Genomic DNA, 24674 nt, shown 5'->3' on the forward strand with positions numbered 1-24674 from the left:
GGAGCAGTACCATGGGTATGACCCACATTGTTGACCGGCGCCTGAACGGCAAGAACAAGAGCGCAGTGAACCGGGAACGGTTCCTGCGCCGTTACCGCCACCACATCAAGAAGGCGGTGTCAGATGCCGTGCAGAAGCGCTCCATCACCGATATCGAACGGGGCGAGAAAGTAAGCATTCCCTCCCGGGATATTGACGAACCCATATTTCACCACGGCCACGGTGGCCGGCGCGAGGTGGTGCACCCCGGCAATCAGGAATGGGTGGCCGGGGATACCATCCCCAAACCCGAGGGCGGCGGCGGTCAGGGCCATGGGCAAGGCCAGGCCAGCCCGGACGGCGAAGGCATGGATGAGTTCGCCTTTCAGATTACCCAGGAAGAATTCCTCGACTTCCTGTTCGACGATCTGGAGTTACCCAATCTGGCCCGGAAAAAACTCAAGGACACCGAAGCCTTCAGTTATGTACGCTCGGGCTTCACCACCCAGGGTGTTCCCGCCAAGCTGGATGTGGTGCGTTCCCTTCGGGGCGCCCACGCCCGGCGTCTGGGCCTTGGCGGCGCCCGCAAGAAAAAGATCCGGGACCTGGAAAAACAGCTCGAGGCGCTGAAAAGCGCACCGGACGATCTGGATCCGGCTTTCAGCCATGAAGACCAGATCAAGGTGCTGGAAGAGGAAATCGCGCGGCTGAAAGCCAACGTCAAACGCATTCCCTTCATCGACGAGATCGACCTGCGCTACAGGCAACACCTGAAGCAGCCCAAACCCGCCACCAGTGCGGTGATGTTCTGCCTGATGGATGTATCCGGCTCCATGACCCAGATGCACAAGGACATCGCCAAACGCTTCTTTATCCTGCTGTATCTGTTTCTGAAGAAGAACTACAAGAAGATCGAGGTGGTATTTATCCGCCACCACACCAGCGCCAAGGAAGTGGACGAAGAAGAGTTCTTCTACAGCCGGGAAACCGGGGGCACCATTGTATCCAGTGCTCTGAAACTGATGCACCGGATTGTCGAAGCCCGATACTCGCCGGCGGAATGGAATATCTATGCCGCCCAGGCGTCCGACGGCGACAACTGGAACGATGACTCCCCCATCTGCGGCAAGCTGCTGTCTGAGCGGATTCTGCCGCTGGTGCAGTACTACTCCTACATCGAAATCACGCCCCAGGATCACCAGATGCTCTGGTACGAATACGAGAAAATCATGGAGCAGTTTCCCCAGAGCTTCGCCATGCAGCAGATTGCCGATCCTGGCGACATTTACCCGGTATTCCGACAGTTGTTCGAGAGGAAAGCGGCATGAGCAGCCTGATTGATCGCCCGAACGCACCGGAGAGCGAACAACCCAAGGCAGGTACGCCCATTTCCACCAGTTCGGAATGGACCTTCGAACTGATCCAGAAATACGATGAGGAAATTGCCAAATGCGCCGCCGAGTTTGGGCTGGACACCTACCCGAACCAGATTGAAGTGATTACCGCCGAGCAGATGATGGATGCCTACAGCTCCGTCGGCATGCCGGTGGGCTATCATCACTGGTCCTTCGGCAAGCAGTTCCTGCAAACCTCCAAGGGTTATCAGCGGGGCCAGATGGGCCTGGCCTATGAGATTGTGATCAACTCCAATCCCTGTATCGCCTACCTGATGGAGGAGAATACCCTGCCCATGCAGGCCCTGGTGATTGCCCATGCCAGTTATGGCCACAACTCCTTCTTCAAGGGCAACTACCTGTTCCGCACCTGGACCGACGCCAGCGCCATCATTGATTACCTGGTGTTCGCCCGCCACTACGTGTCGGAGTGCGAGGAGCGCTATGGCGTGGATGCGGTGGAAGAGATACTCGACTCCTGTCATGCGCTGATGAACTACGGCGTTGACCGCTACAAGCGCCCTGCCCCGATTTCAGCCGCCGAGGAAGCCCACCGGCAGAAGGAGCGGGAAGAATACGAGCAACGCCGTATCAACGATCTGTGGCGCACCATTCCGAAGGCGGAGGACGACGGGGATCCAATTCGCCGTCGGCCCCGGTACCCGGAAGAGCCCCAGGAGAACCTGCTGTACTTCATCGAGAAGAACGCGCCGTTGCTGGAAACCTGGCAGCGGGAGCTGGTTCGCATCGTGCGTAAGCTGGCCCAGTATTTCTACCCCCAGCGCCAGACCCAGGTGATGAACGAAGGCTGGGCGACATTCTGGCACTACACGCTGCTGCACCGGATGTACGACAAGGGGCTGGTGAACGACGGCTTTATGCTGGAGTTCCTGCAAAGCCATTCCGCAGTGGTGTACCAGCCGCCCTTCAACAGCCCCTGGTATTCCGGTCTCAACCCCTACACCCTGGGTTTCTCCATTTTCACCGATCTTCGCCGCATCTGTGAAAACCCCACCGATGAGGATCGGGAATGGTTCCCGGACATTGCCGGTAAAGACTGGCTGGAGACGCTGCATTTCGCCATGCACAACTTCAAGGACGAGAGCTTTATCCAGCAGTTCCTGTCACCCAAGGTGATGCGAGATCTGAAGCTGTTTGCCATCGAAAACGACGATCGGGAAGAACACTACACCGTCACCGCCATTCACGATGAGCCCGGTTATCGTGCGCTGCGGGAAAAGCTGGCGCGCCAATACAACCTCAGTTACCGAGAGCCGAACATTCAGGTATGGAGTGTGGATATTCGCGGTGATCGTTCGTTAACCCTGCGACACATCCCGGTAGACCGGGTGCCGCTGGGCAACGAAACTGATGAAGTGCTGAGGCACGTACATCGGCTCTGGGGCTTTGATGTACACCTGGAAAGCGTGGATGAAGGCACGCTGGTGGAGGAGCATCACTGCCCGCCGCGGGCCTTGGACGATGAGTGAGATGGAAAGCGCACACTGGCCTGTAACCCTCCGAGGGGAGATCGGGCCAGGGTCAGCGTGCCGCCATACAGTTCAGCCAGCTCTTTGACGATCGCCAGGCCCAGACCGGAACCGGACCGGGTTTCATCCAGCCGGGTGCCCCGTGTCAGAGCCTGCTCGATATCGGCGTCAGACAGGCCAGGGCCGTCATCCTCCACCATCAGCGCCAGACCATCCGGCAAGCCTTCTACCCGAAATTTTACCTGACTTTCCGCCCAGTTGATGGCATTTTCCAGCAGATTGCCCGCAATTTCCTGTAAATCCTGTTGTTCAAGCCGAACCGCGCCCGTATCGCCCAGGTCGCTTTCGAGGGTAACGCCACGGCGTTCCGCGAGAGTATTGAGTGCCGACAGCACCGGCTCCAGGGTTTCACCAAGATCCACACGCCCCAGGGCGGCCGGTCCGGCCGCTGAAGCCCTGGCCAGATGATGGCGCACGGCGTCGTCGATGCGGCTCAGTTCGGTACGGAAAGCGGTTTTCTGCGCTGGCGGCAAACGATCACTCAGGGTGGTAAGCACAGATACCGGCGTTTTCAGGGCATGGGCCAGATTGCCCGCAGCCGAGCGCCCCCGCTCAATCAGTATCTGATCCCGCTCAAGCACCTGATTCATGGCCTCGGAGAGCCGCGCAAGTTCTTCGGGCAGATCACTGGTCAGTGAACGGGTCTGGCCGGACTCCATGGCCCGGAGATCCCGCTCCAGGCGCCGAAGTGGTGCCAGGCCCCAGCGGATCTGCAACCCGATCATCACCAGTAACAACGTACCGAGCGTGGTCAGCGAAACCACCAGCAACCGGTTGAAGCGCGCAACCTGGGCATCGAGCTCCGCCTGGTCGGCCGCGACAGACACAGATAACCAGCCTTCGAAAGCCGGTAACTGGACATCCCGCTCCACTATCCGAAGTGTCTGGCCACGCGGCCCCGGGGCCTGGGCCCAGTCCGGCCCCCGGCCACTGATCTGTGGCAGTCGCTGATCCCACAGTGACCTTGAGGTGATCACCCGCCCGCTGTTGTCGTTCACCTGCCAGTACCAGCCGGAATACACCCGCTCGAAGCGCGGATCGCCCAGCTGCGGGCCGGGGGTCAATTCGCCGGTCTGAGGGTCAGACTCAATGCCGGCAATTACCACATTCAGGAACGATAACAGGCGCTCATCAAAGGACTGGCTCAGGGTCTGGCGAAAGTTCCAGGCCAACACGATACCGGCCAGCGGCAACACCACCAGGACCAATACCAGAGCAGACACCAGCATCCGCAGCGCCACCGGCCAGCGGCGCAGACGTGTCAGCATCAGGATGGTTCTCCGTGGCCGTTCATGCGATAGCCCTGGCCACGGATGGTCTCGATAGCCTGGGCGCCGAGTTTGCGCCGCAACCGGCTGACCTGGACATCGATAACATTGGAATCCGGCTCCTGGTCGCCGTCATAGACATGTTCGGACAACTCGGTGCGGGACACGATTCTGGGCGCGGCGTGAATCAGATGCGATAACAGCCTGAACTCCTGGGCCGTGAGTGAAACCGGCATACCAGAGCGGGTGACCTGCCCCGCGTGGGTATCCAGAGCAATGTCACCCACGGTAATCACCGGGTGGGCGTGGCCGTGGGACCGGCGCACCAGGGCACGCAGGCGGAACAGGATTTCTGCGGTTTCAAAGGGCTTGGTGACATAGTCATCGGCACCGGCCGAAAACCCCGCGGCTTTATCGGACCAGCGCTCCCGGGCGGTCAGAATCAGCACCGGCAGATCAATACCCCGCTCCCGCCAACCGGCCAGCCACTGGGTGCCATTGCCATCCGGCAAGCCCAGGTCCAGCACCACCGCATCGTAACGTTCGGTGCTCACCAGAAAGTCGGCCGTGCGGCCTTCCCCGGCGACTTCCACCAGCAGCCCGGCATCCCGCAAGCTACCGGCCAGCCCTTGTGCCAGAGCGGCATCGTCTTCCACCAGAAGAATTTTCATCAGCGTTTCATGCCCTGGATATTCCTGCCCTCTATCTCCAGAACCTCTCCGGTCCGGGCATTGATCTCAAACTCCACCACCTGGCCTTCCGGGCCCAACAACTCGATCTCGTAGAGGATCTCACCATCGTCTTTCTCGATATCTACATCGATCACGTCTCCGCGCCAGTCGCGGCCAAGGCTGTCCAGGATTTCGCTCAGGGGTTTGATACGGCCGGCCTCAACCTCGTGGTGCAGGCGCCGCCAGTCGTCGTCATCATCGGCACAGGCCACCTGGGCAAACGGCAGCGCGCTCACCGCAAACAGAGTCAGCATCAATACCCGGAACACCCGGCGTGAAAACCGGTCTGCGGGTAACAGCGATGAATGTAAACGAGGTCTGGTCATGGTGTTTATGGTGACAAAAGCCAGATGAACGAATCATGAATGAGCCTATCACGATGCTGAAAGCCCTGCCCCGTTAATCTGGGCTCAAGCTGGTAGCCAACCGGGCAGAACCGGCAGTTTTTCAAACACAGACAAGCAAGGAGAACACCATGAAAAAGACTCTGACCATCGCGCTGATCAGCGGCCTTGTCGCAGCCCCCGCAGCCTTCGCCAAAGGCAGCTTTGACGATGCGGACCGCATGCTTCAGGTTGGCAACAACTACGGTATCAGCCACTTCCAGAGCATCGAATTTGACGACGACCATGATAATGAAATCGAGCTCGAAGGCTGGATGGGCCAGGACTGGTTCGTGGAACTGGACCTGAACGGCAACGGCGACATCGACCGGGAGCAGCGCCGCAAAGCCAAAGGCGAGATCTACGGTGTGAGCGCGGACGATGTGCGCTCTTATCTGAAAGCCGCTCAGCAGCAGGGAATGGCCACTATTGAGGAACTAAAGGTCAACCGCAATGGCGATATTGAAGTGGAAGGCGATGATGAAAACGGTGCGGAACTGGAATTGAAGTTCCGGATCGGAAGCCTGGAGCCATTGAAGATCGAAAGGGACAAGTGAGCAGGAAGCCGCAACCCGGTCAGGCACAGTGCCTGACCGGGGGCAAGTTCAATCAGACGCTGACCGAGGGCAGCCCCGACAACGCCATAGCCAGCTCCTGCTCGCCGTACTCATGGTCGCTCAGTTCACCGGCAAAATACGAGGTATAGGCCGCCATATCGAAATGCCCGTGACCACAAAGGTTGAACAGGATCACCTCCTCCTTGCCCTCGCGCTTGCACCGCAACGCCTCGTCAATCGCACCCTTCACGGCATGATTGGCTTCAGGGGCCGGTACGATCCCTTCGTTGCGCGCAAACAGGACACCCGCCTCAAAGCACTCGCGCTGAGTGTAGGAAACAGCATCGAACAGTCCCAGCTCCTTGGCGTGCGACACCATCGGAGCCATGCCGTGATAGCGCAGGCCGCCAGCATGGAACCCCGGCGGTGTAAAACCCGAACCCAGGGTATGCATCTTGGTGAGTGGTGTCATTTGTGCCGTATCGCCGTAGTCATAGGCGTATTTACCTCGGGTCAACGTCGGACACGCTGAGGGTTCAACCGCGACAATCCGGGACTTCTCCCCGCCTCTCAACGCATGGCCCATGAACGGGAAAGCAATACCCGCGAAATTAGAGCCGCCACCGGTGCACCCAACGATCACGTCTGGCCAGCAATCGGCCATCTCCATCTGTTTCATGGACTCCAGGCCGATTACGGTCTGATGCAACAGGACATGGTTCAGCACGGAACCCAGAGCATACTTGGTGTGCGGATCCTGAACGGCCAGCTCCACCGCCTCGGAAATAGCAATACCAAGACTGCCGGTGTGGTCGGGGTTTTCCCCCAGCACTCGACGACCAAACTCTGTCATTTCTGATGGTGAAGCCACGCAGTTAGCCCCGTAGGTCTCCATCACCGCACGGCGATAGGGCTTCTGGTTGTAGGACACGCGAACCTGGAACACGGTCACATCAATGTCGAACAGGGAGCCTGCAAACGACAGCGAGGTCCCCCACTGACCAGCACCAGTTTCTGTCGTCAGACGCCGAATACCGGCCTCCCGGTTGAAAAAGGCCTGCGGAATCGCGGAATTGGGCTTGTGACTGCCCGCAGGACTGCCACCCTCGTACTTGTAGAAGATCTTGGCCGGGGTGCCCAGGGCTTTTTCCAGCCGATGCGCCCGAAACATGGGCGCCGGCCGCCACATTCGATAAACATCGCGAACGGGCTCCGGAATCTCCACTTCCCGTTCCGTGGTCATTTCCTGTTCAATCAGCGACGCAGGAAACAATGGCTCCAGATCCGTTGGACCGACCGGCTGCTTTGTTCCCGGGTGGAGAACGGCAGGCAGGGGTTCGGGGAAATCCGCCTGCAGGTTGTACCAATACCTGGGCATTTGTTCTTCGTCGAGCAAGAACTTGGTTTGCATGGTGTTAAGACCCTGATGTTGTGCCAATGATTGGCTGAGCATAGCCATTCCAGACAGACATAAAAAGAGTGTACAGCGGCGCCCCGGAAAGAACTGCGCGTTTACATGGGCAACCAGTTTTCCAGCATGTCCACCAACCAGGGCACGAGCAGCGCCGTGGCGAATGCCGAAAGTGCCATGGCCAGGCCTGAAAACGCGCCCATCTGGGAACTGACCTGGAATGCCCGGGCGGTACCAATACCATGGGCCGCCACGCCCATGGCAATCCCTTTTGCGGTGTCATCTTTCACGCGCAACCATTCAAACAGTTTGGTGCCCAGCACCGCACCGGTAATTCCGGTCAATACCACCAGCACTGCCGTGAGCGACGGCAAACCACCAATCTTCTCGGAAATACCCATGGCCACCGGTGCCGTTGCCGATTTAGGCGCCAGCGACATCTGGATTTCCAGGGAACCCCCCAACAACCTTGCCAGGCCCACCGAACTGCCAGCAGCAATAACCACCCCACTAATCAACGATATCGCGACCGGCAACCAGAGTTGACGGAGCCGGCGAAACTGCTGATACAGAGGAACCGCCAGTGCCACCGTTGCCGGACCCAGCAGAAAATGCACGAACTGACCGCCCTCAAAGTAATCGCTGTATGAGGTGCCCGTTGCCAACAACAGGAGAATCAGCATCGCCACCGAAGTAACGACTGGATTGGCCAGCGGGTTAGAATGCGTTTTCAGATAGAGCCGGTAGGCCAGCCCGTAGGCCACCAGAGTAATGGTCAGCCCTAGCAGTGGCGACGCCGACAGGTAAACCCAGATGTCGCGCAAACCCGGCTCATTCATGCTGCCCACCTTGTTCTGAAACGGAATGGACAAACCAGCGCGTCGTCAGTTGCATAATCAACGCCGTGGCAACCATGGTGATCACCGTGCTCAGAAACAGAGCCAGGGTGATCGGCAACCACTCATCCGCTATACGCCCGAAATGCGTCATCATCCCCACGCCCGCAGGCACGAAGAGCAGTGACAGATGGCTCAGTAACGCGCTGGAGGCCTCGCTCAGGGAATCCGGGGCACTACCTCGGATCATCAAGGTAACGAACAGCATGACCATGCCAAGCACCGGCCCGGGAATCGGCAGCCCGAGAAGTCGTACCAGAATCTCGCCTGTCAGTTGATAAACCAGCAGTAACGTCACACCGTTCAGAAACTTCATGAATCAGGATTCCCCGCCTGCATGTGCCACGTTGCTTTTGGGAATCACCTTCCGGCCATACATTGCCAGCAGGAATCCAATGGGGAACATAAGCACACCGTAAACGGCAGCGGGAATCGACATGGTGCTGGACTCCAGCAACGTGAGGGTGACCATCAAACCAATGGTGCCGTTCTTCACACCGAGTTCCACCGCCACCGCCAGGGATTCCCGCTGGGTCAATCCGGCCACCCTGCCCGCCAGCAGGCCCAGGGCGATACCGGCGACATTGAGAGCGATAGTGGAGGGGCCTGCCTGCTTCAGCAGATCCCACATCTGGTCCCGAACGCCATAGAGCAGCGCCACAATCAGCACTGCCAGCACGATGCCACCAAAGATGCTGACCAGGCTCTCAGCCTTGCGCGCAAGCTCCGGCTTGCGGGTTCGCACCAGCATGCCAATGGCCACCGGCAGCAGAACAATAGCCACCAGCATGGCAATGGTCTTGCCCACCGGCAGCGAGATGTTCTCTTCCGTGCCCATGAAATGCTGCAGCGCCATGTTGGTAAACAGTGGCAGGGTAAGAATGGTGATCAGGCTGGCGGAGACCGTCAGCACGATGGAAAGCGCAATATTACCCCGGGCCAGAAGCACAAACAGGTTGGACGTGGTACCTCCGGGGCAGGCCGCGATGATCACCAGACCAACGGCAATGGCCGGCGCCACACCGAACAGATAAGCCAGCCCGAACGCCACCATCGGCATCAGGAGAATCTGGGCGAAGGTGCCCACAACCATGCCCTTCGGATACACCGCCACCTGGCGAAAATCCCTCAGGGTAAGCGTCATACCGATACCGATCATGATAATGAACAATGCGATCGGCAAACCTGCCGAGATCAGCGGGCTGGATTCCACAAAGCCTCCGAATATTCTTGTTGTTAGTTCCTATGGCCTTAGAAATTAGCACACGAACCTTCTGACCGGGAGCCCGGCTTCGCGACATTATGTAACCGTGAAACCCTGCAAAAAGATGGGAGCCCAATCCCGGTTTTGATCGTGTGAACCTACCGATATCAGTATACTTGCAGGAAACAACCAAAACACAAATGACTGGCGGAGAATGACAAGGAATGAAACGTCTCGGAACCCTGGACGCCTCCTGGCTGGCGGTTGAATCTGAAGACACCCCGATGCATGTGGGTACGCTTCAGATTTTCTCACTGCCGGAAGGCGCACCAGAAACCTTCCTGCGTGACATGGTCACTCGAATGAAAGAAGCCGGCGATGTGGCACCACCCTGGGGATACAAACTGGCATGGTCTGGTTTCCTCGGGCGTGTGATCGCCCCGGCCTGGAAAGTCGATAAGGATATCGATCTGGATTATCACGTCCGGCACTCAGCCCTGCCTCGCCCCGGCGGGGAACGCGAACTGGGTATTCTGGTATCCCGACTGCACTCTAACCCCCTGGATTTTTCCCGCCCTCTTTGGGAATGCCACGTTATAGAAGGCCTGGAGAACAACCGTTTCGCCCTTTACACCAAAATGCACCACTCGATGATTGACGGCATCAGTGGCGTGCGGCTGATGCAAAGGGTGCTCACCACCGATCCCGAACGCTGCAATATGCCACCGCCCTGGACGGTACGCCCACACCAACGCCGTGGTGCAAAAACCGACAAAGAGGCCAGCGTGCCCGCAGCGGTTTCCCAGGCCATGGACGCCCTGAAGCTCCAGGCAGACATGGCCCCCAGGCTGTGGCAGGCCGGCAATCGCCTGGTGCATTCGGTTCGACACCCGGAAGACGGACTGACCGCGCCCTTCACTGGACCGGTTTCGGTGCTCAATCACCGGGTTACCGCGCAGCGACGTTTTGCCACCCAGCATTATCAACTGGACCGGCTGAAAAACCTGGCCCATGCTTCCGGCGGCTCCTTGAACGACATCGTGCTTTACCTGTGTGGCACAGCATTGCGTCGCTTTCTGGCCGAGCAGAACAATCTGCCCGACAACCCGCTGACGGCTGGTATACCGGTGAATATCCGGCCGGCAGACGACGAGGGTACGGGCACCCAGATCAGTTTCATGATTGCCTCGCTGGCCACCGACGAAGCTGACCCGTTGAACCGCCTGCAACAGATCAAAACCTCGACCCGACGGGCCAAGGAGCACCTGCAGAAACTTCCCAAAAGTGCCCTGACCCAGTACACCATGCTGCTGATGTCACCCTACATTCTGCAGTTGATGTCGGGTCTCGGGGGGCGGATGCGACCAGTCTTCAACGTGACTATCTCCAACGTGCCCGGCCCGGAAGACACGCTGTATTATGAAGGTGCCCGGCTTGAGGCCATGTATCCGGTATCGCTGATTGCTCACGGCGGCGCACTGAACATCACCTGCCTGAGCTATGCCGGATCGCTGAATTTCGGTTTTACCGGCTGCCGGGATACGCTGCCGAGCATGCAGAAACTGGCGGTTTATACCGGTGAGGCTCTGGATGAGCTGGAATCGCTGATACTGCCGCCGAAGAAGAAGCGCGCCCGAACCCGCAAGTAACCCAGGACGGGGTCAGTCGCTTTGCCAGTGACCAGCCCCGACAAAAATCATCTGCAGGAATCGGGTGGTGCGTTTTCGCACCTGGCCGATCTGATAATCGTCGTCTTCGGAAATGCTGAGCAGATCGGTCAGACTGAAGGCGACGGTGCGCACCACCAGATCACAGGTCATATCCAGATCGGCATCGCTCAGGTGCTCCATGAGCCGGAGCCGGCGTAAGTCATTGGCCAGTTCGCTGGCAAAAAACCGCATCTCGCTGCGAATCCCTTCCTGAACGGCCCGGCTCTCGCCTGCCAGCCCCTGCGCCATAAACAGAAAAAAACTGCGGTTGGCCTGGGCATGGGCCACAAAGATACCCACCGATTCCTCAATCAGCTTGTCGGCCTGCAACACGTTGGCCCTGGCCTCCCTCATCATCCGCCTGAGGACCAGCCCGAGCTCGTCCACCAGCTGCAAACCCAGGTCGTCCATGCTGCGAAAGTGACGGTAGAACGACGTTGGCACCACGCCGGCCTGCCGGGTCACTTCCCGAATACCCAGGCTGGCAAAGTGTCGCCCCTTGCCCACCAGAGTCAGCGCTGCGTTCATCAGCTTCTCTCGGGTTTCGCCGGGCCTGCGTTTCGGTCTGTCTGCCATAGTCTTCCTATCACGATAGTTGCGGTAACAAGTGTACACATCTGACGGCAGAAAAGTCCGCAAAACTTGTCATTTCGAGCCAACGAAGCGCCCCCCTGATTGTTACGGCAACCCTCACTGTGTACAGTCGTACACATAAGTGAACAAGTGTACACATCGTTACCAACGATCAGGTACAAACCTTGGAGAAAACCTATGTTGGCAAAAATGAACCAGACCCGCGCCATGCACTGGCTTGCCCGACAGCTACTGAATCGAAGCAACCCTGCCAGTTATTTTGATCCACTGGCGGAGGCCATCAATCCCATGTGGATACAAGCGTACACACCTGCACGGGTAGAGCGCATTCTGGTCGAGACTCACGACACCAAGACTTTTGTGCTCCGGCCTGCCAGCCGATGGAGTGGCTTTCATGCCGGCCAGCACGTGAACATCTGTGTAGATATTGATGGTGTGCGACGCCAACGCACCTTCAGTCTGTCCAGCTCCCCCCTGCTCTGGCAGAACGACGGCGTGGTCACACTGACCATCAAGCGCCTGCCCGGAGGGCTGGTGACCAACTGGCTGCATGATCAGTTGGAAGAAGGTGCGGTACTGGGCCTGACCGAAGCCTTTGGCGACTTTCTGATGCCAGCCATGCCCAAACCGGTGCTGTTTATTGCCGGGGGCAGCGGCATTACGCCGATTCTAAGCCTGCTGGAGACCATGGCGGCAGAGCCCTTCCGGGCACCGGTCACACTGCTCTACTTTGTTCGCACTCAGGAGGACGTGATCGCCAGTGAAAAACTGGAAGCACTGGCGGCAAGATACTCGGCACTCTCGGTCCGTATTATATGCACCCACGAAACCGACGAGCCGCGCTACCTCAACGACGCCGACCTGGATTCCGTGCCCGGTCTGAAGGCCCGCGAGGTCTATCTGTGCGGACCGGGCGGGCTGATGGATCTCGCCAATGACCTGCTTTACCAGCGCGGTCTCGGCGAAGAACAGATTCACTGTACGTTTTTCGCCCCTCCGATTTCCTCCCCTCTGGGGGATGAAACACTCGGCGGCGAGGTGAGTTTTGCCCGCGCGGACCTCAATGTGGACTCTTCCGGCGATGCCACACTGCTGGAGATCGCAGAAGCCGCGGGCCTCAAACCTCAATACGGCTGCCGTATGGGCATCTGCCACCAATGCAGTTGCCGAAAAACCAGCGGCACCGTGATCAATCGGCTGACGGGTAAAGCCTCCGGCCCCGGAGAGGAAAGCGTTCAACTCTGCATTTCCGTACCCCGTGGCCCGGTGACTCTGGAAGCCTGACACACAGAATTCGAGCGCGGCCTCATACAGCCGCAAGGAGACCTTATGATCAAACTTGACGAACAACAGCTCAACGAACTTCAGAAAGATCTGGATGCCGTACGCGATGAGGTATTGGCCGATCTTGGCGAGCGGGATGCCCGCTACATTCGCAAGATCGTACGCCTGCACCGCGCCCTTGAAGTCGGCGGCCGGGTGATGATGCCCTTCGGCTTTATTCCGCCGGTGTTTGTGGCGGCAACGGCCACCCTCGGCGTGGCCAAGATTCTGGAGAATATGGAAATTGGCCATAACGTGATGCATGGCCAGTACGACTGGATGAACGATCCCACCCTCAACTCGCAGACCTACGAGTGGGATACGGTGTGCACCAGTGAGTCCTGGCGCCGGACTCACAATTACGAGCACCACACCTACACCAACATCATCGGCAAAGACCGGGACTACGGTTATGCGGTGCTTCGCCTGAGCGACGAAGAGCCTTGGAAACCCTGGCACACGCTGCAGTTCATCAACTACATCTTGCTGAGCGTGTTCTTTCAGTGGGGTGTAGGTTTGCATGAACTGGAAACCGAGAAGCTACGTCGCCGGGAGATTTCCTGGCGCGAGAAACTGCCGTTCCTGAAAGACTTTTTTCGTAAAGGCGGCCGCCAGGCATTCAAGGATTATGTCTTCTTTCCAGTGCTGACTCTGCCAGTGGCCCCGATCGTGCTAGCCGGCAACGTCGGGGCTAACCTGATCCGGAACCTCTGGGCCTCAACGGTGATTTTCTGCGGTCACTTCACTCAGGATGCAGAAACCTTTACAGAACGGGAATGCGAAGGTGAGAGCAAGGGCCATTGGTATCTGCGCCAGCTTACCGGCTCTTCCAACTTCACAGGTGGCCGCTGGCTGCACATTCTGAGTGGACACCTGAGCTACCAGATCGAGCATCACGTGTTTCCAGATCTGCCAGCACACCGGTATCCTGAGGTTTCCGAGCGGGTGCAGGAAATCTGTCGCAAACACGGCATTCACTACAACACGGGCTCATTTATGAGCCAGTATAAAACTGTGCTGCAGAGAGTCCTGCGATATTCACTGCCGGAACGGAGGTCCGCGAACCCCGTAAACGTATAACTCTGGATACTCGTTTGAAGCCTGGGAGGTCTGACGCACTGCAAATACAGCAGTGCGTCAGTTCAGCAATCAAGCAATCTGGAGCAGTCGCAACAGCTGTGGTCGGTGATGGTCCTGAATCACGTCGGCGAGCGTGTATCGATCAAGCACCTCAAGGAAGGCTTTCAGGGCTTCACCAAACATGGATTTAAGTCCGCATACCGGAGTGATCTTGCAGGCATTTTTGGAGGAAAAACATTCCACGATGCTGAGGTCCTGCTCGGTTTCGCGCACCAGGATTCCGATATTGATATCCTGCGGCGCCATATGCAGCCTCATCCCGCCCTTCTTGCCACGGATAGTCTCGATGTAGCCTTTCTTGTTCAGTTGGTGAACCACTTTCATCAGATGATTCTTGGAGATGTCGTAGCTGTCGGCAATTTCCTGAATGGTCGCCAGACGATCACCCTCTGCAGCCAGATAGATCAGCACTCTGAGTGAGTAATCGGTATAACGGGTGATGTGCATTCATGACTCCAAAATGACAGAAAAACATCAGTAGGATGGCCGGCTCAGCATATAGCCAGCAACACCCAGTAAAAACAGCCCCGAGACAGCCAGTACCAGAACCGGCGATCCAAGCCAGACCAGCATGCTCCAACTCAGCCCCATCATGGCAAAGGCCAGCAACTTGGCTTTGCGTGGAATGGCACGCCGGGCGCGCCATTCTTCAATCGCTGGGCCGAATATCGGGTGCTCTTCCAACCACCGGGCAAAGGCCGGGGAGCTCTTGCTGGCGAAAAAGGCCGCGAGAATAACAAAAGGGGTTGTTGGCAAAAGTGGCAAAACCACGCCCGCTGCTGCCAGCCCCACACTCATATACGCAAGAATCCGGAAACCGGTTTTACCTGGCTGTGCGCCCATGGCGTGGGCCTCTTGACCGTTCATAACTGCATCTATTCTACCGTGATTCAGTGCACAGGTCTTCCCAGTTTACTGAGGAACGCCAAGCGGGCGACATACGCAATTTTCACCCCGACTGCGAAGATTAACGTTCCCATGTGGGCGAGTATCTGAACCGCGATTGGCAATCTGGCCGCTAGAGGATATGCCAAAGCAACGGTTAACAGTAATCCGAGCACACTGACCAGAACACCCGCATTAGCGCGAGCGAGCCATTTCTCGTAGAACCACATAGCGGTCTCCCAAGCTTTTGATGGGTATTAAACTGACAACACCATTGCGATTGGTGTCGCTCCACTTTTTAACATATATTTTATTTAAATGTTATAGAGGAAGACCGATGGCTTTGCAAGGTCGCGGGAGATACTCCCCGAGGGGTATCGGAATCCGCCGCGCGCTTTGCCATACTTGCCCTAAACTCATGGTGATATTGCAACAGGACCTGGCTTCAATGCCCCAGACCCGACTGACAGACCGCTTTGGCCGCACAGTAAACTATGTTCGCCTGTCGGTGACCGACCGCTGTGACTTCCGCTGCGTGTATTGCATGGCGGAAGACATGACCTTTCTCCCGCGCCAACAGGTATTGACGCTTGAAGAGATCGCCCGGCTGGCACGGAACTTTGTTGCTCTGGGGACGGAGAAGATCCGGCTGACCGGCGGAGAGCCTCTGGTGCGCCGCGATATCCTCGAGCTGGTACGCGAAGTCGGCACTTATGGCCTCCGTGATTTCGCCATGACCACCAACGGCAGTCAGTTGCCCACCATGGCGGAACCATTGCGTAAGGCCGGTTTGCACCGTCTCAATATCAGTCTGGATTCCCTGGACGCTGATAAATTCCGCGCCATTACCCGCACCGGTAATCTCAGCCAGGTTCTGGATGGTATTGATGCCGCCCGGGACGCAGGCTTCCGTGGTATCAAGTTGAACACGGTGGTGATGAAAGGCCGCAACGACGAGGAGATTCCGGAGCTGATTGAGTTTGCCCGTCAAAAGCAGGTAGACATCAGTTTTATTGAGGAGATGCCGCTGGGGCAGATTTCGGAGCATGACCGCGGTTTGGCACTGTGCACCAGTGAGGAGGTGCGCGACATTATCCGCAGGCACCATGAGCTGATTCCGGCAACGGAGGATTCCGGTGGCCCCGCGCGTTATTTCCGGATGCCGGACAGTGAGGTTCGTGTCGGGTTCATTTCGCCGCATTCCCACAATTTCTGTTCGACCTGCAATCGGGTTCGGGTGACGGTGGAGGGGCGTCTGCTGCTGTGCCTGGGCAATGAGCATTCGGTGGATCTTCGCCGTGTGTTGCGGGGGCATCCGGTGACGGATGACAAGCTGCAGGAGGCGATCATCAAGGCCATGGATCTGAAGCCGGAGCGGCATCATTTTTCCAGCAATGGGGATGTGCAGATTCTTCGGTTTATGAATATGACTGGCGGCTGACCTTTTCTGCAAACTGATAAACGTAGCCTGCTGACTCTGGCGTTTGATCAGGTGCGGGTAGCCTTTCCAAAAAACGCTCCTTACGGCACCCCTTCGGGGTCCGGCCCACAATCACAGATTGTGGTCGCCCAGCTTTCGCATGAAGCTTCGCTTCATAAGCGCTCGGCTGAGCCCCTGTGGCGCTTCTGCTCCGCCATCCTTGGCTCCGCAAATTTTTGGAAAGGCTACCCGCACCTGATCTTTAGAGCACTGGAGTAATCGCCAAGGAGCCCATGTTTTAATGGGCCATTTCAGACTCTCCGTTTACGTCATGATCTTCATGCATACCAGCCATATCATCCATCCCGCTCATATCGTGCATCGTCATACCATTATTCAGATGCTCCAGCGTGACCTCGGCAAACGCCAGTACGTTGCCGCCATGCTCGGCCGCGAAGTCTGTGGCGTCGGTTTTGTTGGCGAACGAGGCCAGGGTTGGGCCCATGGCGCCGTTAAGATTTGAGCCGACCACGTAGAAGGCCTCGCGGGCGTCGATCAGGTGGGTGTCATCCGGGCTGTCCCAGTGGGTTTCGGCCATATTGTGGACGTAGAGGGTGTGATCCCGGTTTTCGTTTTCCGGCTGCAGGAACCAGGCGAACATGTCTTTGGTGGAGCAGAATTTCCGGATGTTCTGCTCTCGCTCGGTGAAGGCCTGGCCTTTTGGGCCCGGGAAGTTGGTGATGACCATGCCGCAGACGTGGCACTCGTCGCCGGATTCAAAGTGCACCGGGTCGGGTTTTTCAACGATTTCGGGTTCACTGCCGGAGCAGCCCGCCAGAAGGGTGGCGGCGAAGGCGGCGATGAGCCATTTGGTTGCTGGGTTTGCCATGTTTGTGTGTCTCCGGTCGGGATCAGATTCGTCGGTTTTTGAACAGTAACAGTGCGCCGGCCAGGGGTATGGCACACCACAGGATCAGGCCTAGCCAAAGGCCCGCAGCGCCGATAGGCAGGTCTGCACCCAGGCTGAGTACGCCACTGAGTTGACCGCTGTCGCCGAAGGCGACGATGTTGAGCAGGCGGTAGATGTCAGTGGGGTTTAGCATTAGCAGCCAGGGCAGCAGTTCGGGATTCAGTTTGCCTTCGCTGGCCACCAGGGTGCCCAGCAGCATCAGGTCGAAGATCAGTACAAAAAAGAACCAGATGGCCAGGGCCAGACCGGCAGCGACCGGTTTCTCGCTCACCCGTACGCTCACCAGGTAGGCCAGTGCGATAAAGCCCCAGCCCAGCAAAACGGTGGAGCCCACAAAACGCCCCATGGCCACTGCCAGGGCGGCAATGGCAACATCTTCCACCAACACGGCAATGGCAATACCAGCCACACCGAAGCCGATGATGGTGGCCAGCGCCAGGGTCAGGCCGTGGCCGAGGAATTTGCCCAACAGTAACTGGCTTTTACTGAGGGGGTAGGTCATCAGTAGCAAAAGGGTGCCGCCCTCTTCTTCCCCCACGATGGCGTCGTATGCCAACAGCAACGCTATGAGCGGAATCAGGAAGATGCCCAGGCTGGCCAGGCTGGCAATGGTCGCAGGTGTGGAGGCGTAGCCCACCTGCCCGGAGGCGGCGGCGCCGAACCAGGCAATGCCCAGGGCCAAAGTGGCGAACACCAGGGAAATGGCAACCAGCCAGCGGTTTCGGAAGCTGTCGCTTAGTTCCTTGCGGGCGATGGTCCAGATGGCGCTCATTGGCTTCCTCCCCGGTGGGCCAGACCACCCGAGCCAATAAAGTGTACGTAGATGTCTTCCAGGCTGGGCTGATGGATGCCCAGATCTGCCACTTCGCCGGAGGCCATCAAGGTCTTGATCAGTTCCATTTTTTCCTGAGGTCTCACGTCTACCTGCAACCGTCCGTTTTCACTTTTCATCATCAAGCCGGCTCGCTGGTCGGCCTGGTCAATGGCTTTCTCCAGCGCCGACAGGCTGGTGGCGGGCTGTACGGTCAGGGTGACCGGCATGTTTGCCTGCCGCCGCAGCGATGGCAGGTCTCCAGACGCTTTCAGGGCGCCTTCGGTCAGAATCGCAGCGCGATCGATGTAAGGTTCGACCCCCGGCAGTACGTGCGAACAGAGCACGATTCCGGCCCCCTCATCCCGAAGCTGGCGCAGCAGGCGGTACAGATCCGCCGTTGCAACCGGGTCCAGGCCGACGGTGGGTTCGTCCAGCATCAGCAATTTGGGCTTGCCGAGCAGAGCCTGGGCCAGGCCAAGACGCTGGCGCATGCCTTTGGAATAGGTTTTGGTGCGGGCGTCCATGGCGTCTCTCAGGCCAACTTGCTCCAACAGTTCAGGCACCTGCTTCAGCGGCGCGCCTTTGAGGCGGGCAAAGTGGCTGAGAATTTCCCGGCCGGTCAGCTGCGGGTAGAACATCACGTTCTCCGGCAGGTAGCCGATGTGCTGGGTTACCTGCGGATCGCCAGCCGCGCCTTCCAGCACGGAAACCTTGCCCTCGGTGGGCTGCATCAGACCCAGAATAAGCTTGATCGAGGTGGTTTTGCCCGCCCCGTTGTGGCCGAACAGGCCCAGGATTTCCCCCGGCTCCAGCCGAAGATCTACCCCGTGCAGCACCGTGGCCTTGTCGTAACGGTGGCTGACGTTCTCCAGTCGAAAACAGTTCATCGGATCTCCGATTGCAGGTGGTCGGGAATTCGCATCAAGGGGTGGGGGTCACTCACCCCGGCAGACTTCACTACCGGGAAAGCATCCTGCACCCAACGCAGGGTATCCACCGCCGGGCTGAACATCAGCACCTTGGCCTCCGGATATTTCCAAAGCAGCCGATCGACGTTGTCGTTCGGCTCATAGGGCACATCACCCAGGCCGTCCTGATTTCGGTCCCAGCCCAGATAGTCACTCCAGTAGTTGCCCTTGCCATCCTCGGCCCAGGACTGGGTGCGGGTAGCCACATACTTCACCTGACGCTGGTTTTCCACAAAGGCGTTGTTGAACACCTGGTTTTCCTCGGAACCTGCGGTCAGATGAATACCGATATTGCTCTGGCCGAAATAATTGCCTTCGAAGGTGTTGTACAGCGAGTTGTAGATAAACACCGCTTTACCCTCGGCACCGGAAATCACCACTCCGGCGCTCTGGCCCTGGGACACTCCGGTAACCACGTTATTGCGCAACTCGGAGTTGGTGATGAAATTCATCAGAATGCCGTAGTTCTCGTCATTCTCAGAGCGGTTATTGAATACCTTGAGGTACTTGCTCTGCATTAACGCATACCCGGTACGCGTGCCCCGAGTGACGTTGTTTTCCAGCAGGTTATGCATCGAATACATGTAATGAATACCGTAACGGAGATCACTCATCACATTGCCGCGAATGGTATTTCGGTTCGCGGTCTCTATGTAAATGGCATCGCGGGTCTGGCTGATATCGTTGCCTTCAATCAGCGCACCCGTGGTATTGAACAGGTGAATACCGTTGCCCCGATCCTGGGACCGCAGGCTGGTATCACCGCGAATGTGATTTTCCCTTACGGTCACATCCGGTGTTGCATCCAGCCACACGCCGAACGCCGGGCCCTGCAGACGGTTGTTTTCCACCACCGCCCCCTGCGCCTCGCGGGCCACGAAGATTCCCGCATCCAGTTCGTTCAGGTCTTTGCCCCAATTGCGAACCTGGCAACCGGAAAACGTTATCCGCTCGGCCAGAATCTCAACCGCATTGCCCTGCCCGGCACCGTCAATCACCGTTTCCGGGGCGCAGGACACAGATACCCCGGGCACCCTGATAGCCAGTGAAGACAAGGTTTCCGGAGGAAGTTCGAACGACGAACCCGGGGCCAGGTTATCCAGCTCTTGCTGCAGGTCCGCGTTGGCGAAGAGCGCAAACAGAGCGACTGACAGGGCCACTCCATAACGCAATAGTTGATACATCAATAGATCTCGAGATAGTGATAAGCAACCAGGGGCCCCGAGAACGGGACCCCAAGTCAGGCAACTCTCTATCAGGCCTTTTCGACGAGCATCCGCCCGCCCATCTCCATATGGAGGGCATGACAGAACCAGTTGCAGTAGTACCAGTAAACCCCTGGTTTACCTGCCGTAAAGGTCACGGAAGCGGTCTGCTGCGGACTGATCTCCATGCTCACGCCATGGTTTACCATACAGAAACCGTGGGTCACATCCTCAACCATATCCAGGTTGGTGACATAAACCGTGACTTCATCGCCTTCCTTCACCTTGAACTCGGTCATGCCGTACTGCGGCGCGACGGAGGTCATGTAAACACGCACCTTCTTGCCGTCACGGATGATTTTGTTGTCGGATTCCAGGGTGACACCGTCTTCGGCCGCCTGGGCCCGGGCACTGGCAAAGTAAGGGTCGTCACGATCATAGATCTTTTTGGTCTTGATCTGATCACGGCGCACCAGGATACAGTCGTGCGGCTCAGCGAAGGTCGGGCCGTCGTGAACCAGTTTCATTTCCTCACCGGAAATATCGATCAGCTGGTCATTCTCCGGGTGCAGAGGGCCAACCGGCAGGAAGCGGTCTTTCGAGAACTTGGAAAGAACCACCAGCCATTTGCCGTCGGCATCGCGGGACTCAGTCAGAGACGCATGGTTGTGGCCCGGCTGGTAATGCACATCCAACTTCTGGCGGATGTAGTTCACCTTCTCGCCATTATAGTGTTTGATGGCATCGGCAATGTTCCATTTACAGACCTGGCTGTCGATAAACAGCGTGGTGTAAGCGTTGCCACGGCCATCGAAGGTAGTATGCAGGGGCCCAAGACCCAGCTCCGGCTCGGCCACGATGGTATCGCGCAGTTCGATCTTGTCGTCGAACAGATCGTCCAGCTTGTCGATGGCAATCACGGATGCGGTTGGCGACAGCTTGCCGTTGGCAATGAAGTATTTGCCATCCGGAGACGTGTTCAGGCCGTGCGGGTTCTTCGGCACCGGAATATAGCGGGTGAACTCGGATTTGCCACGGCCATCTACGACCGGCACCTTGGAGTCACCAATAGTCTTGAAATTGCCAGCCTTCACCGCCGCTGCGATACGCTCTACGTTAAATACCACCACCCAATCGCGGTCGTTACGCATGGTGCCCGCAAGGTCTACTGCGCGCTCTGAGTTGTAGCAGGTAGAAGCAGCATACTTGCCGGTGTAGTCGGCATCGGTGTTATCCAGGTTGCCATCAACAATCACCTGCCAGGCTACTTCCATGGTTTCCGCGTCGATGGCGTTAAACATGGTATAGCTCTGATCCAGGCTGAACTCACTGCCATCGTTGGGCTGAGGAATTACGAACTCGGCGTTACAGAACACGTAATTGGTCTTTGGCACTTTCTGCAAACGCAGACCGTGGATAGCCTGAACGTTAGGAATGTGGGTGATCTTGTCCGTCTTCATGATGTCCAGACGGATACGGGCAACCCGGGTGTTGGCCTTGTCGTTGATGAACAGGTACTTGCCATCGTAACGACCGTCGGTCATGGAAATGTGCGGGTGGTGGCAGTCACCGTTCAGGTACTCGTTATCATGGCCCAGCACATCTTTACTTTCGTTGGTGATGCCCCAGCCAGTGGCGGAGTCAATGTTGAATACAGGAATACGCATCAGCTCACGCATGGACGGTACGCCCAGAACACGAACCTCGCCCTGGTGACCACCGCTCCAGAAGCCGTAGTACTCGTCCAGCTCACCGGGGCCCACGTGTACCTTGTTACGGGCTTCTTCGGCGGCGGCTGCCCAGGCTTCCCGCGACATGACCGAGGTGCCCAGACCGGTCGCACCAGCGACACCGGCCAGCGCAGCCGCACCCATAAAGCGACGACGGCTCAGACCACCTTCGGAAACCTCCGGCGTGTCCTTGGTCAGATCATCTCTTTTTTTCATAGCATCCAACTCCGTTATTGGTTATGGCGGTTATTGCTTCTCATGGCTTTCCGGGGCCTTATGGCTGGCTCCTCGGGACTACTCAGTTCACCTGCACCACCGGAATTTCCTCAGGGTGGCCGGGTGCGTTGTGACCACGGCGCTTGCCACGGCGCTTCACGATCAGCGGCGGGCACTTGTGGTCATCGAAATAGGTCATCTGACAATCCAGGCAGTAGTGACATTCCATGTAGTTGATGTGTCCATCCGGATGGATCGCCTGGACTTCACATTCCTTGTCGCAGAGACGGCAGGGGTTACCGCATTCCTTGCGACGCTTGAGCCAGTCAAACACCCGCAGTTTGGTGGGCAATGCCAGGGCGGCACCCAGCGGGCACAGGTAGCGGCAGTACACCTTGCGGGTGAAGATATTGACCACCAGCAACAGCACAGCGTAGGTCACGAATGGCCAGGTGCGATCAAAGTGCAGGGTAATGGCGGTCTTGAACGGCTCCACTTCCGCCATGCGCTCGGCGGTGGCCATGGACTCCAGAGAAATACCAAACAGCACCAGCAGGATGATGTACTTGATGGCCCACAGGCGCTCGTGCCAGGCAAAAGGCACGGTGTACTGCGGTACCTTGAGCTTGCGGGCGATTTCATTGATCAACTCCTGCAGGGCGCCGAACGGGCATAGCCAGCCACAGTAGACCGCCCGACCCCATAGCAGGACGATGCCAGCCACCACGGCCCAGAGTACGAACATGATCGGATCGATCAGGAAGGTTTCCCATTTGAAGCCGCTGATCAGGCTGTTCACAAACGTCAGCACATTGACGATGGAAAGCTGACCCAGGGCATACCAGCCAATGAAGAACAGGGTGTAAACCAGGAAGCCATGGCGAATCCAGCGCATCATTTTCGGCTTCTGAACCAGCCAGTCCTGGAAGAACAGGATGAACAGCAGTACGGCTATACCAAGACCCAGCACGGTGATCTGGAACTGCTTCTGGTACCACACCTGAATCCACAGCGGCTGGGTTTCGAGCCATTCTTCCTCGGTCAATACAGGCTCCGGACGGGTGTAATACTGGTCCGGCAACTGGTACTCCAGCGGAAACACCTGAAATTCGCTGTCGAGCGGGCCAGTCTGGCGCTTGACCGTCAGTTCCAGCGTCCACGGGGTGCCAGGGTCGAAGTTGTACTGCTGGCGCACAATAAAGATCGCCATTTCCGAAAACTCGGGCATGCCCTCGGCGTAGACGTCACTGAGCCGGTGGAAATCCAGATCCCGGAAGTTGAAGGTGTCGCCGAACTGGCGGATCTGCACCCGGTCGAAAATGCCGCCCCGCACATAGCCTGAGCCTTTGAAGGAGTATTCGCCGTTGGCCATAACCGCAATGGCATGTTCACCCTCTTGCAGTTCCGACATCAGCCACTGGTACTGGCTCTCACCCAACAGATTGCGGCCGATGGTCGGCGCATCCAGATAGGCGGCGTAGAGATCGATCAGGGTGTCACCGCGTTCGCCCGCGTCTGCAGTTTCGATGCCCTCGGCAGGGGTCCCCACAAAAGAGTCGTCGACCTGCCCTTTGGTCAACACCAGGCGGCGAATGGAACCGTCACCGGTCAACTCCTGCCAGGACTTCTCCTGAAACTGTTCCGAGTTCACATTGGCCATGGGCGGACGGTTGCTTTTGCCACCTTCAATCAACCCAATCTCGACCCCCACCCGGTGGGCAGTGCGCATGATGACTTCGTTAATAACCATCACGGTGACCGTAGCGCCGGACAAGCCATCCACCGCCACCTTGCGTTCGGTAGACGTGCCCCCAACGGTCACCCGCTGGTCGGCTTTCAGACCGGTGTACTGGTCAGTGAACTCATGCATCTTGCTTTCGGGGATACCCACCAGCAGGATGGGTTCATCGTGATGTATGACTTTGGCGGCACGAATTTCTCCGGCGGTATCGAGCACCACCATGGCATTCAGGGGCTTGCCGGAATAGGCGGGGGTCTGGACAAAGTCCAGGGACTGGTAGGCGTAGCCTATAAGCTCCTCACCGGAATACACCTGCTGGATGGCACGGTTGCCCTCCATCGGCTGGAGTTCTGTCGCTTCCGGGAAGGCTTTTTCGATAAGCTGGCGTCCGGCCGGAGGGCTGTATTCCGATAACGGCTGGGCCCAGCTCAGCGAAGCAGCAAGTATCATCAAGATGGATAGCGCACAACGGAGGACGTTTCTCACTACAACTCCCAATACCCCATGGATTACATCAAGGGTCGTTCAATTTTGAGGAAAATCAAATACCTCTTTGAGGATAGTCCTCGGCCAAACAGAGGCGCCT

Annotated in this window: 24 protein-coding genes; 7 read left to right on the forward strand and 17 right to left on the reverse strand. The window is 57.7% G+C overall.

Features of this window, described 5'->3' with window-relative positions:
- The first annotated feature begins 11 nt into the window (after positions 1-11).
- Both ACSSVV_RS03505 and ACSSVV_RS03510 read left to right on the forward strand, forming a co-directional pair.
- Complete coding sequence (locus ACSSVV_RS03505) at positions 12-1307, forward strand: YeaH/YhbH family protein (protein ID WP_454105577.1); 1296 nt, start codon at positions 12-14, stop codon at positions 1305-1307.
- The gene (locus ACSSVV_RS03510; protein WP_454105578.1) at positions 1304-2863 is read left to right on the forward strand and encodes a SpoVR family protein; all 1560 of its coding nucleotides are present in this window, start codon (positions 1304-1306) and stop codon (positions 2861-2863) included. Before ACSSVV_RS03505 ends, ACSSVV_RS03510 begins: the two co-directional genes overlap by 4 nt.
- Here ACSSVV_RS03510 and ACSSVV_RS03515 read toward each other — a convergent pair.
- Genes ACSSVV_RS03515 through ACSSVV_RS03525 form a run of 3 tightly spaced genes read right to left on the reverse strand, consistent with a single transcriptional unit; the run spans position 2830 to position 5248 of the window.
- Complete coding sequence (locus ACSSVV_RS03515; RefSeq protein ID WP_454105579.1) at positions 2830-4191, reverse strand: sensor histidine kinase; 1362 nt, start codon at positions 4189-4191, stop codon at positions 2830-2832. The two genes, ACSSVV_RS03510 and ACSSVV_RS03515, sit on opposite strands and share 34 nt — an antisense overlap.
- Entirely contained in the window at positions 4191-4862 is a 672-nt protein-coding gene (locus ACSSVV_RS03520) for a winged helix-turn-helix domain-containing protein (protein ID WP_022990876.1), read from the reverse strand. The genes ACSSVV_RS03515 and ACSSVV_RS03520 overlap by 1 nt, the downstream gene beginning before the upstream one ends.
- Positions 4862-5248 carry a PepSY domain-containing protein gene (locus ACSSVV_RS03525; protein WP_036148083.1) on the reverse strand — a complete coding sequence of 129 codons (387 nt, stop codon included), beginning with the start codon at positions 5246-5248 and terminating at the stop codon, positions 4862-4864. The genes ACSSVV_RS03520 and ACSSVV_RS03525 overlap by 1 nt, the downstream gene beginning before the upstream one ends.
- Before the next feature lie 149 nt (positions 5249-5397).
- On the opposite strand from ACSSVV_RS03525, the gene ACSSVV_RS03530 reads away from it, so the two are divergent.
- Positions 5398-5862 carry a hypothetical protein gene (locus tag ACSSVV_RS03530; RefSeq protein ID WP_014422430.1) on the forward strand — a complete coding sequence of 155 codons (465 nt, stop codon included), beginning with the start codon at positions 5398-5400 and terminating at the stop codon, positions 5860-5862.
- Positions 5863-5914: 52 nt separating this feature from the next.
- Here ACSSVV_RS03530 and ACSSVV_RS03535 read toward each other — a convergent pair whose 3' ends face one another.
- From ACSSVV_RS03535 to ACSSVV_RS03550, 4 genes are all read right to left on the reverse strand, one after another.
- Positions 5915-7273: a TrpB-like pyridoxal phosphate-dependent enzyme gene (locus ACSSVV_RS03535; protein ID WP_031210004.1), complete on the reverse strand. Its 1359-nt coding sequence runs from the start codon at positions 7271-7273 to the stop codon at positions 5915-5917.
- Between the two features lie 101 nt (positions 7274-7374).
- The gene (locus tag ACSSVV_RS03540; protein ID WP_022990872.1) at positions 7375-8112 is read right to left on the reverse strand and encodes an LrgB family protein; all 738 of its coding nucleotides are present in this window, start codon (positions 8110-8112) and stop codon (positions 7375-7377) included.
- Complete coding sequence (locus ACSSVV_RS03545) at positions 8105-8485, reverse strand: CidA/LrgA family protein (protein ID WP_113880308.1); 381 nt, start codon at positions 8483-8485, stop codon at positions 8105-8107. The genes ACSSVV_RS03540 and ACSSVV_RS03545 overlap by 8 nt, the downstream gene beginning before the upstream one ends.
- A gap of 3 nt (positions 8486-8488) precedes the next feature.
- Positions 8489-9382, reverse strand: a complete 894-nt coding sequence (locus tag ACSSVV_RS03550; protein ID WP_113880307.1) for a bile acid:sodium symporter family protein — start codon at positions 9380-9382, stop codon at positions 8489-8491.
- 215 nt (positions 9383-9597) lie between these two features.
- On the opposite strand from ACSSVV_RS03550, the gene ACSSVV_RS03555 reads away from it, so the two are divergent.
- On the forward strand, positions 9598-11022 hold the full coding sequence (locus ACSSVV_RS03555) for a WS/DGAT/MGAT family O-acyltransferase (RefSeq protein ID WP_022990869.1): 1425 nt from the start codon (positions 9598-9600) through the stop codon (positions 11020-11022).
- Positions 11023-11034: 12 nt separating this feature from the next.
- On the opposite strand, the gene ACSSVV_RS03560 is transcribed toward ACSSVV_RS03555, so the two are convergent.
- A complete protein-coding gene (locus ACSSVV_RS03560; protein ID WP_014422436.1) occupies positions 11035-11658 on the reverse strand; it encodes a TetR family transcriptional regulator in 624 nt (207 codons plus the stop codon).
- A gap of 195 nt (positions 11659-11853) precedes the next feature.
- Between ACSSVV_RS03560 and ACSSVV_RS03565 the strand changes: the two genes are divergently transcribed.
- Entirely contained in the window at positions 11854-12960 is a 1107-nt protein-coding gene (locus ACSSVV_RS03565; RefSeq protein ID WP_222448806.1) for a ferredoxin reductase, read from the forward strand.
- 45 nt (positions 12961-13005) lie between these two features.
- Positions 13006-14079 (forward strand): fatty acid desaturase family protein, encoded by a 1074-nt coding sequence (locus tag ACSSVV_RS03570; protein ID WP_113880305.1) that lies wholly within the window; start codon positions 13006-13008, stop codon positions 14077-14079.
- A 69-nt stretch (positions 14080-14148) separates the two neighbouring features.
- Here ACSSVV_RS03570 and ACSSVV_RS03575 read toward each other — a convergent pair whose 3' ends face one another.
- From ACSSVV_RS03575 to ACSSVV_RS03585, 3 genes are read right to left on the reverse strand one after another with little or no spacing between them, the layout of a single operon-like run.
- A complete protein-coding gene (locus tag ACSSVV_RS03575) occupies positions 14149-14586 on the reverse strand; it encodes an RrF2 family transcriptional regulator (protein ID WP_011786513.1) in 438 nt (145 codons plus the stop codon).
- Between the two features lie 27 nt (positions 14587-14613).
- The gene (locus tag ACSSVV_RS03580; protein WP_235853728.1) at positions 14614-15006 is read right to left on the reverse strand and encodes a YbaN family protein; all 393 of its coding nucleotides are present in this window, start codon (positions 15004-15006) and stop codon (positions 14614-14616) included.
- 23 nt (positions 15007-15029) lie between these two features.
- The gene (locus ACSSVV_RS03585; RefSeq protein WP_023008570.1) at positions 15030-15254 is read right to left on the reverse strand and encodes a hypothetical protein; all 225 of its coding nucleotides are present in this window, start codon (positions 15252-15254) and stop codon (positions 15030-15032) included.
- Positions 15255-15472: 218 nt separating this feature from the next.
- Between ACSSVV_RS03585 and moaA the strand changes: the two genes are divergently transcribed.
- Positions 15473-16465, forward strand: a complete 993-nt coding sequence (gene moaA, locus ACSSVV_RS03590; RefSeq protein WP_023012235.1) for a GTP 3',8-cyclase MoaA — start codon at positions 15473-15475, stop codon at positions 16463-16465.
- Positions 16466-16742: 277 nt separating this feature from the next.
- Here the strand turns inward: moaA and ACSSVV_RS03595 are convergent, their stop codons facing one another.
- The 6 genes from ACSSVV_RS03595 to nosR all read right to left on the reverse strand — a co-directional run bounded on the left by ACSSVV_RS03595 (position 16743) and on the right by nosR (position 24538).
- The gene (locus ACSSVV_RS03595; RefSeq protein ID WP_023012236.1) at positions 16743-17333 is read right to left on the reverse strand and encodes a nitrous oxide reductase accessory protein NosL; all 591 of its coding nucleotides are present in this window, start codon (positions 17331-17333) and stop codon (positions 16743-16745) included.
- Positions 17334-17355: 22 nt separating this feature from the next.
- Positions 17356-18186, reverse strand: coding sequence for an ABC transporter permease (locus tag ACSSVV_RS03600; protein ID WP_023012237.1), 831 nt, complete (start codon positions 18184-18186; stop codon positions 17356-17358).
- Positions 18183-19115 (reverse strand): ABC transporter ATP-binding protein, encoded by a 933-nt coding sequence (locus ACSSVV_RS03605; protein WP_023012238.1) that lies wholly within the window; start codon positions 19113-19115, stop codon positions 18183-18185. The genes ACSSVV_RS03600 and ACSSVV_RS03605 overlap by 4 nt, the downstream gene beginning before the upstream one ends.
- Positions 19112-20380 (reverse strand): nitrous oxide reductase family maturation protein NosD, encoded by a 1269-nt coding sequence (locus ACSSVV_RS03610; protein ID WP_454105580.1) that lies wholly within the window; start codon positions 20378-20380, stop codon positions 19112-19114. The genes ACSSVV_RS03605 and ACSSVV_RS03610 overlap by 4 nt, the downstream gene beginning before the upstream one ends.
- 71 nt (positions 20381-20451) lie before the next feature.
- Complete coding sequence (gene nosZ, locus ACSSVV_RS03615) at positions 20452-22347, reverse strand: TAT-dependent nitrous-oxide reductase (RefSeq protein WP_113880303.1); 1896 nt, start codon at positions 22345-22347, stop codon at positions 20452-20454.
- Between the two features lie 82 nt (positions 22348-22429).
- Entirely contained in the window at positions 22430-24538 is a 2109-nt protein-coding gene (gene nosR, locus ACSSVV_RS03620; RefSeq protein ID WP_022990858.1) for a transcriptional regulator NosR, read from the reverse strand.
- Between the last annotated feature and the right edge of the window lie 136 nt (positions 24539-24674).

Source organism: Marinobacter sp. MBR-105 (assembly GCF_053628895.1).

Excerpts from the sequence above, each read along its gene's own strand:
- ACSSVV_RS03505 (WP_454105577.1), top strand. The coding sequence starts at position 12 with ATGGGTATGACCCACATTGTTGACCGGCGCCTGAACGGCAAGAACAAG.
- ACSSVV_RS03510 (WP_454105578.1), top strand. The coding sequence starts at position 1,304 with ATGAGCAGCCTGATTGATCGCCCGAACGCACCGGAGAGCGAACAACCC.
- ACSSVV_RS03515 (WP_454105579.1), bottom strand. The coding sequence starts at position 4,191 with ATGCTGACACGTCTGCGCCGCTGGCCGGTGGCGCTGCGGATGCTGGTG.
- ACSSVV_RS03520 (WP_022990876.1), bottom strand. The coding sequence starts at position 4,862 with ATGAAAATTCTTCTGGTGGAAGACGATGCCGCTCTGGCACAAGGGCTG.
- ACSSVV_RS03525 (WP_036148083.1), bottom strand. The coding sequence starts at position 5,248 with ATGACCAGACCTCGTTTACATTCATCGCTGTTACCCGCAGACCGGTTT.
- ACSSVV_RS03530 (WP_014422430.1), top strand. The coding sequence starts at position 5,398 with ATGAAAAAGACTCTGACCATCGCGCTGATCAGCGGCCTTGTCGCAGCC.
- ACSSVV_RS03535 (WP_031210004.1), bottom strand. The coding sequence starts at position 7,273 with ATGCAAACCAAGTTCTTGCTCGACGAAGAACAAATGCCCAGGTATTGG.
- ACSSVV_RS03540 (WP_022990872.1), bottom strand. The coding sequence starts at position 8,112 with ATGAATGAGCCGGGTTTGCGCGACATCTGGGTTTACCTGTCGGCGTCG.
- ACSSVV_RS03545 (WP_113880308.1), bottom strand. The coding sequence starts at position 8,485 with ATGAAGTTTCTGAACGGTGTGACGTTACTGCTGGTTTATCAACTGACA.
- ACSSVV_RS03555 (WP_022990869.1), top strand. The coding sequence starts at position 9,598 with ATGAAACGTCTCGGAACCCTGGACGCCTCCTGGCTGGCGGTTGAATCT.
- ACSSVV_RS03560 (WP_014422436.1), bottom strand. The coding sequence starts at position 11,658 with ATGGCAGACAGACCGAAACGCAGGCCCGGCGAAACCCGAGAGAAGCTG.
- ACSSVV_RS03565 (WP_222448806.1), top strand. The coding sequence starts at position 11,854 with ATGTTGGCAAAAATGAACCAGACCCGCGCCATGCACTGGCTTGCCCGA.
- ACSSVV_RS03570 (WP_113880305.1), top strand. The coding sequence starts at position 13,006 with ATGATCAAACTTGACGAACAACAGCTCAACGAACTTCAGAAAGATCTG.
- ACSSVV_RS03575 (WP_011786513.1), bottom strand. The coding sequence starts at position 14,586 with ATGCACATCACCCGTTATACCGATTACTCACTCAGAGTGCTGATCTAT.
- ACSSVV_RS03580 (WP_235853728.1), bottom strand. The coding sequence starts at position 15,006 with ATGAACGGTCAAGAGGCCCACGCCATGGGCGCACAGCCAGGTAAAACC.
- ACSSVV_RS03585 (WP_023008570.1), bottom strand. The coding sequence starts at position 15,254 with ATGTGGTTCTACGAGAAATGGCTCGCTCGCGCTAATGCGGGTGTTCTG.
- moaA (WP_023012235.1), top strand. The coding sequence starts at position 15,473 with ATGCCCCAGACCCGACTGACAGACCGCTTTGGCCGCACAGTAAACTAT.
- ACSSVV_RS03595 (WP_023012236.1), bottom strand. The coding sequence starts at position 17,333 with ATGGCAAACCCAGCAACCAAATGGCTCATCGCCGCCTTCGCCGCCACC.
- ACSSVV_RS03600 (WP_023012237.1), bottom strand. The coding sequence starts at position 18,186 with ATGAGCGCCATCTGGACCATCGCCCGCAAGGAACTAAGCGACAGCTTC.
- ACSSVV_RS03605 (WP_023012238.1), bottom strand. The coding sequence starts at position 19,115 with ATGAACTGTTTTCGACTGGAGAACGTCAGCCACCGTTACGACAAGGCC.
- ACSSVV_RS03610 (WP_454105580.1), bottom strand. The coding sequence starts at position 20,380 with ATGTATCAACTATTGCGTTATGGAGTGGCCCTGTCAGTCGCTCTGTTT.
- nosZ (WP_113880303.1), bottom strand. The coding sequence starts at position 22,347 with ATGAAAAAAAGAGATGATCTGACCAAGGACACGCCGGAGGTTTCCGAA.
- nosR (WP_022990858.1), bottom strand. The coding sequence starts at position 24,538 with ATGATACTTGCTGCTTCGCTGAGCTGGGCCCAGCCGTTATCGGAATAC.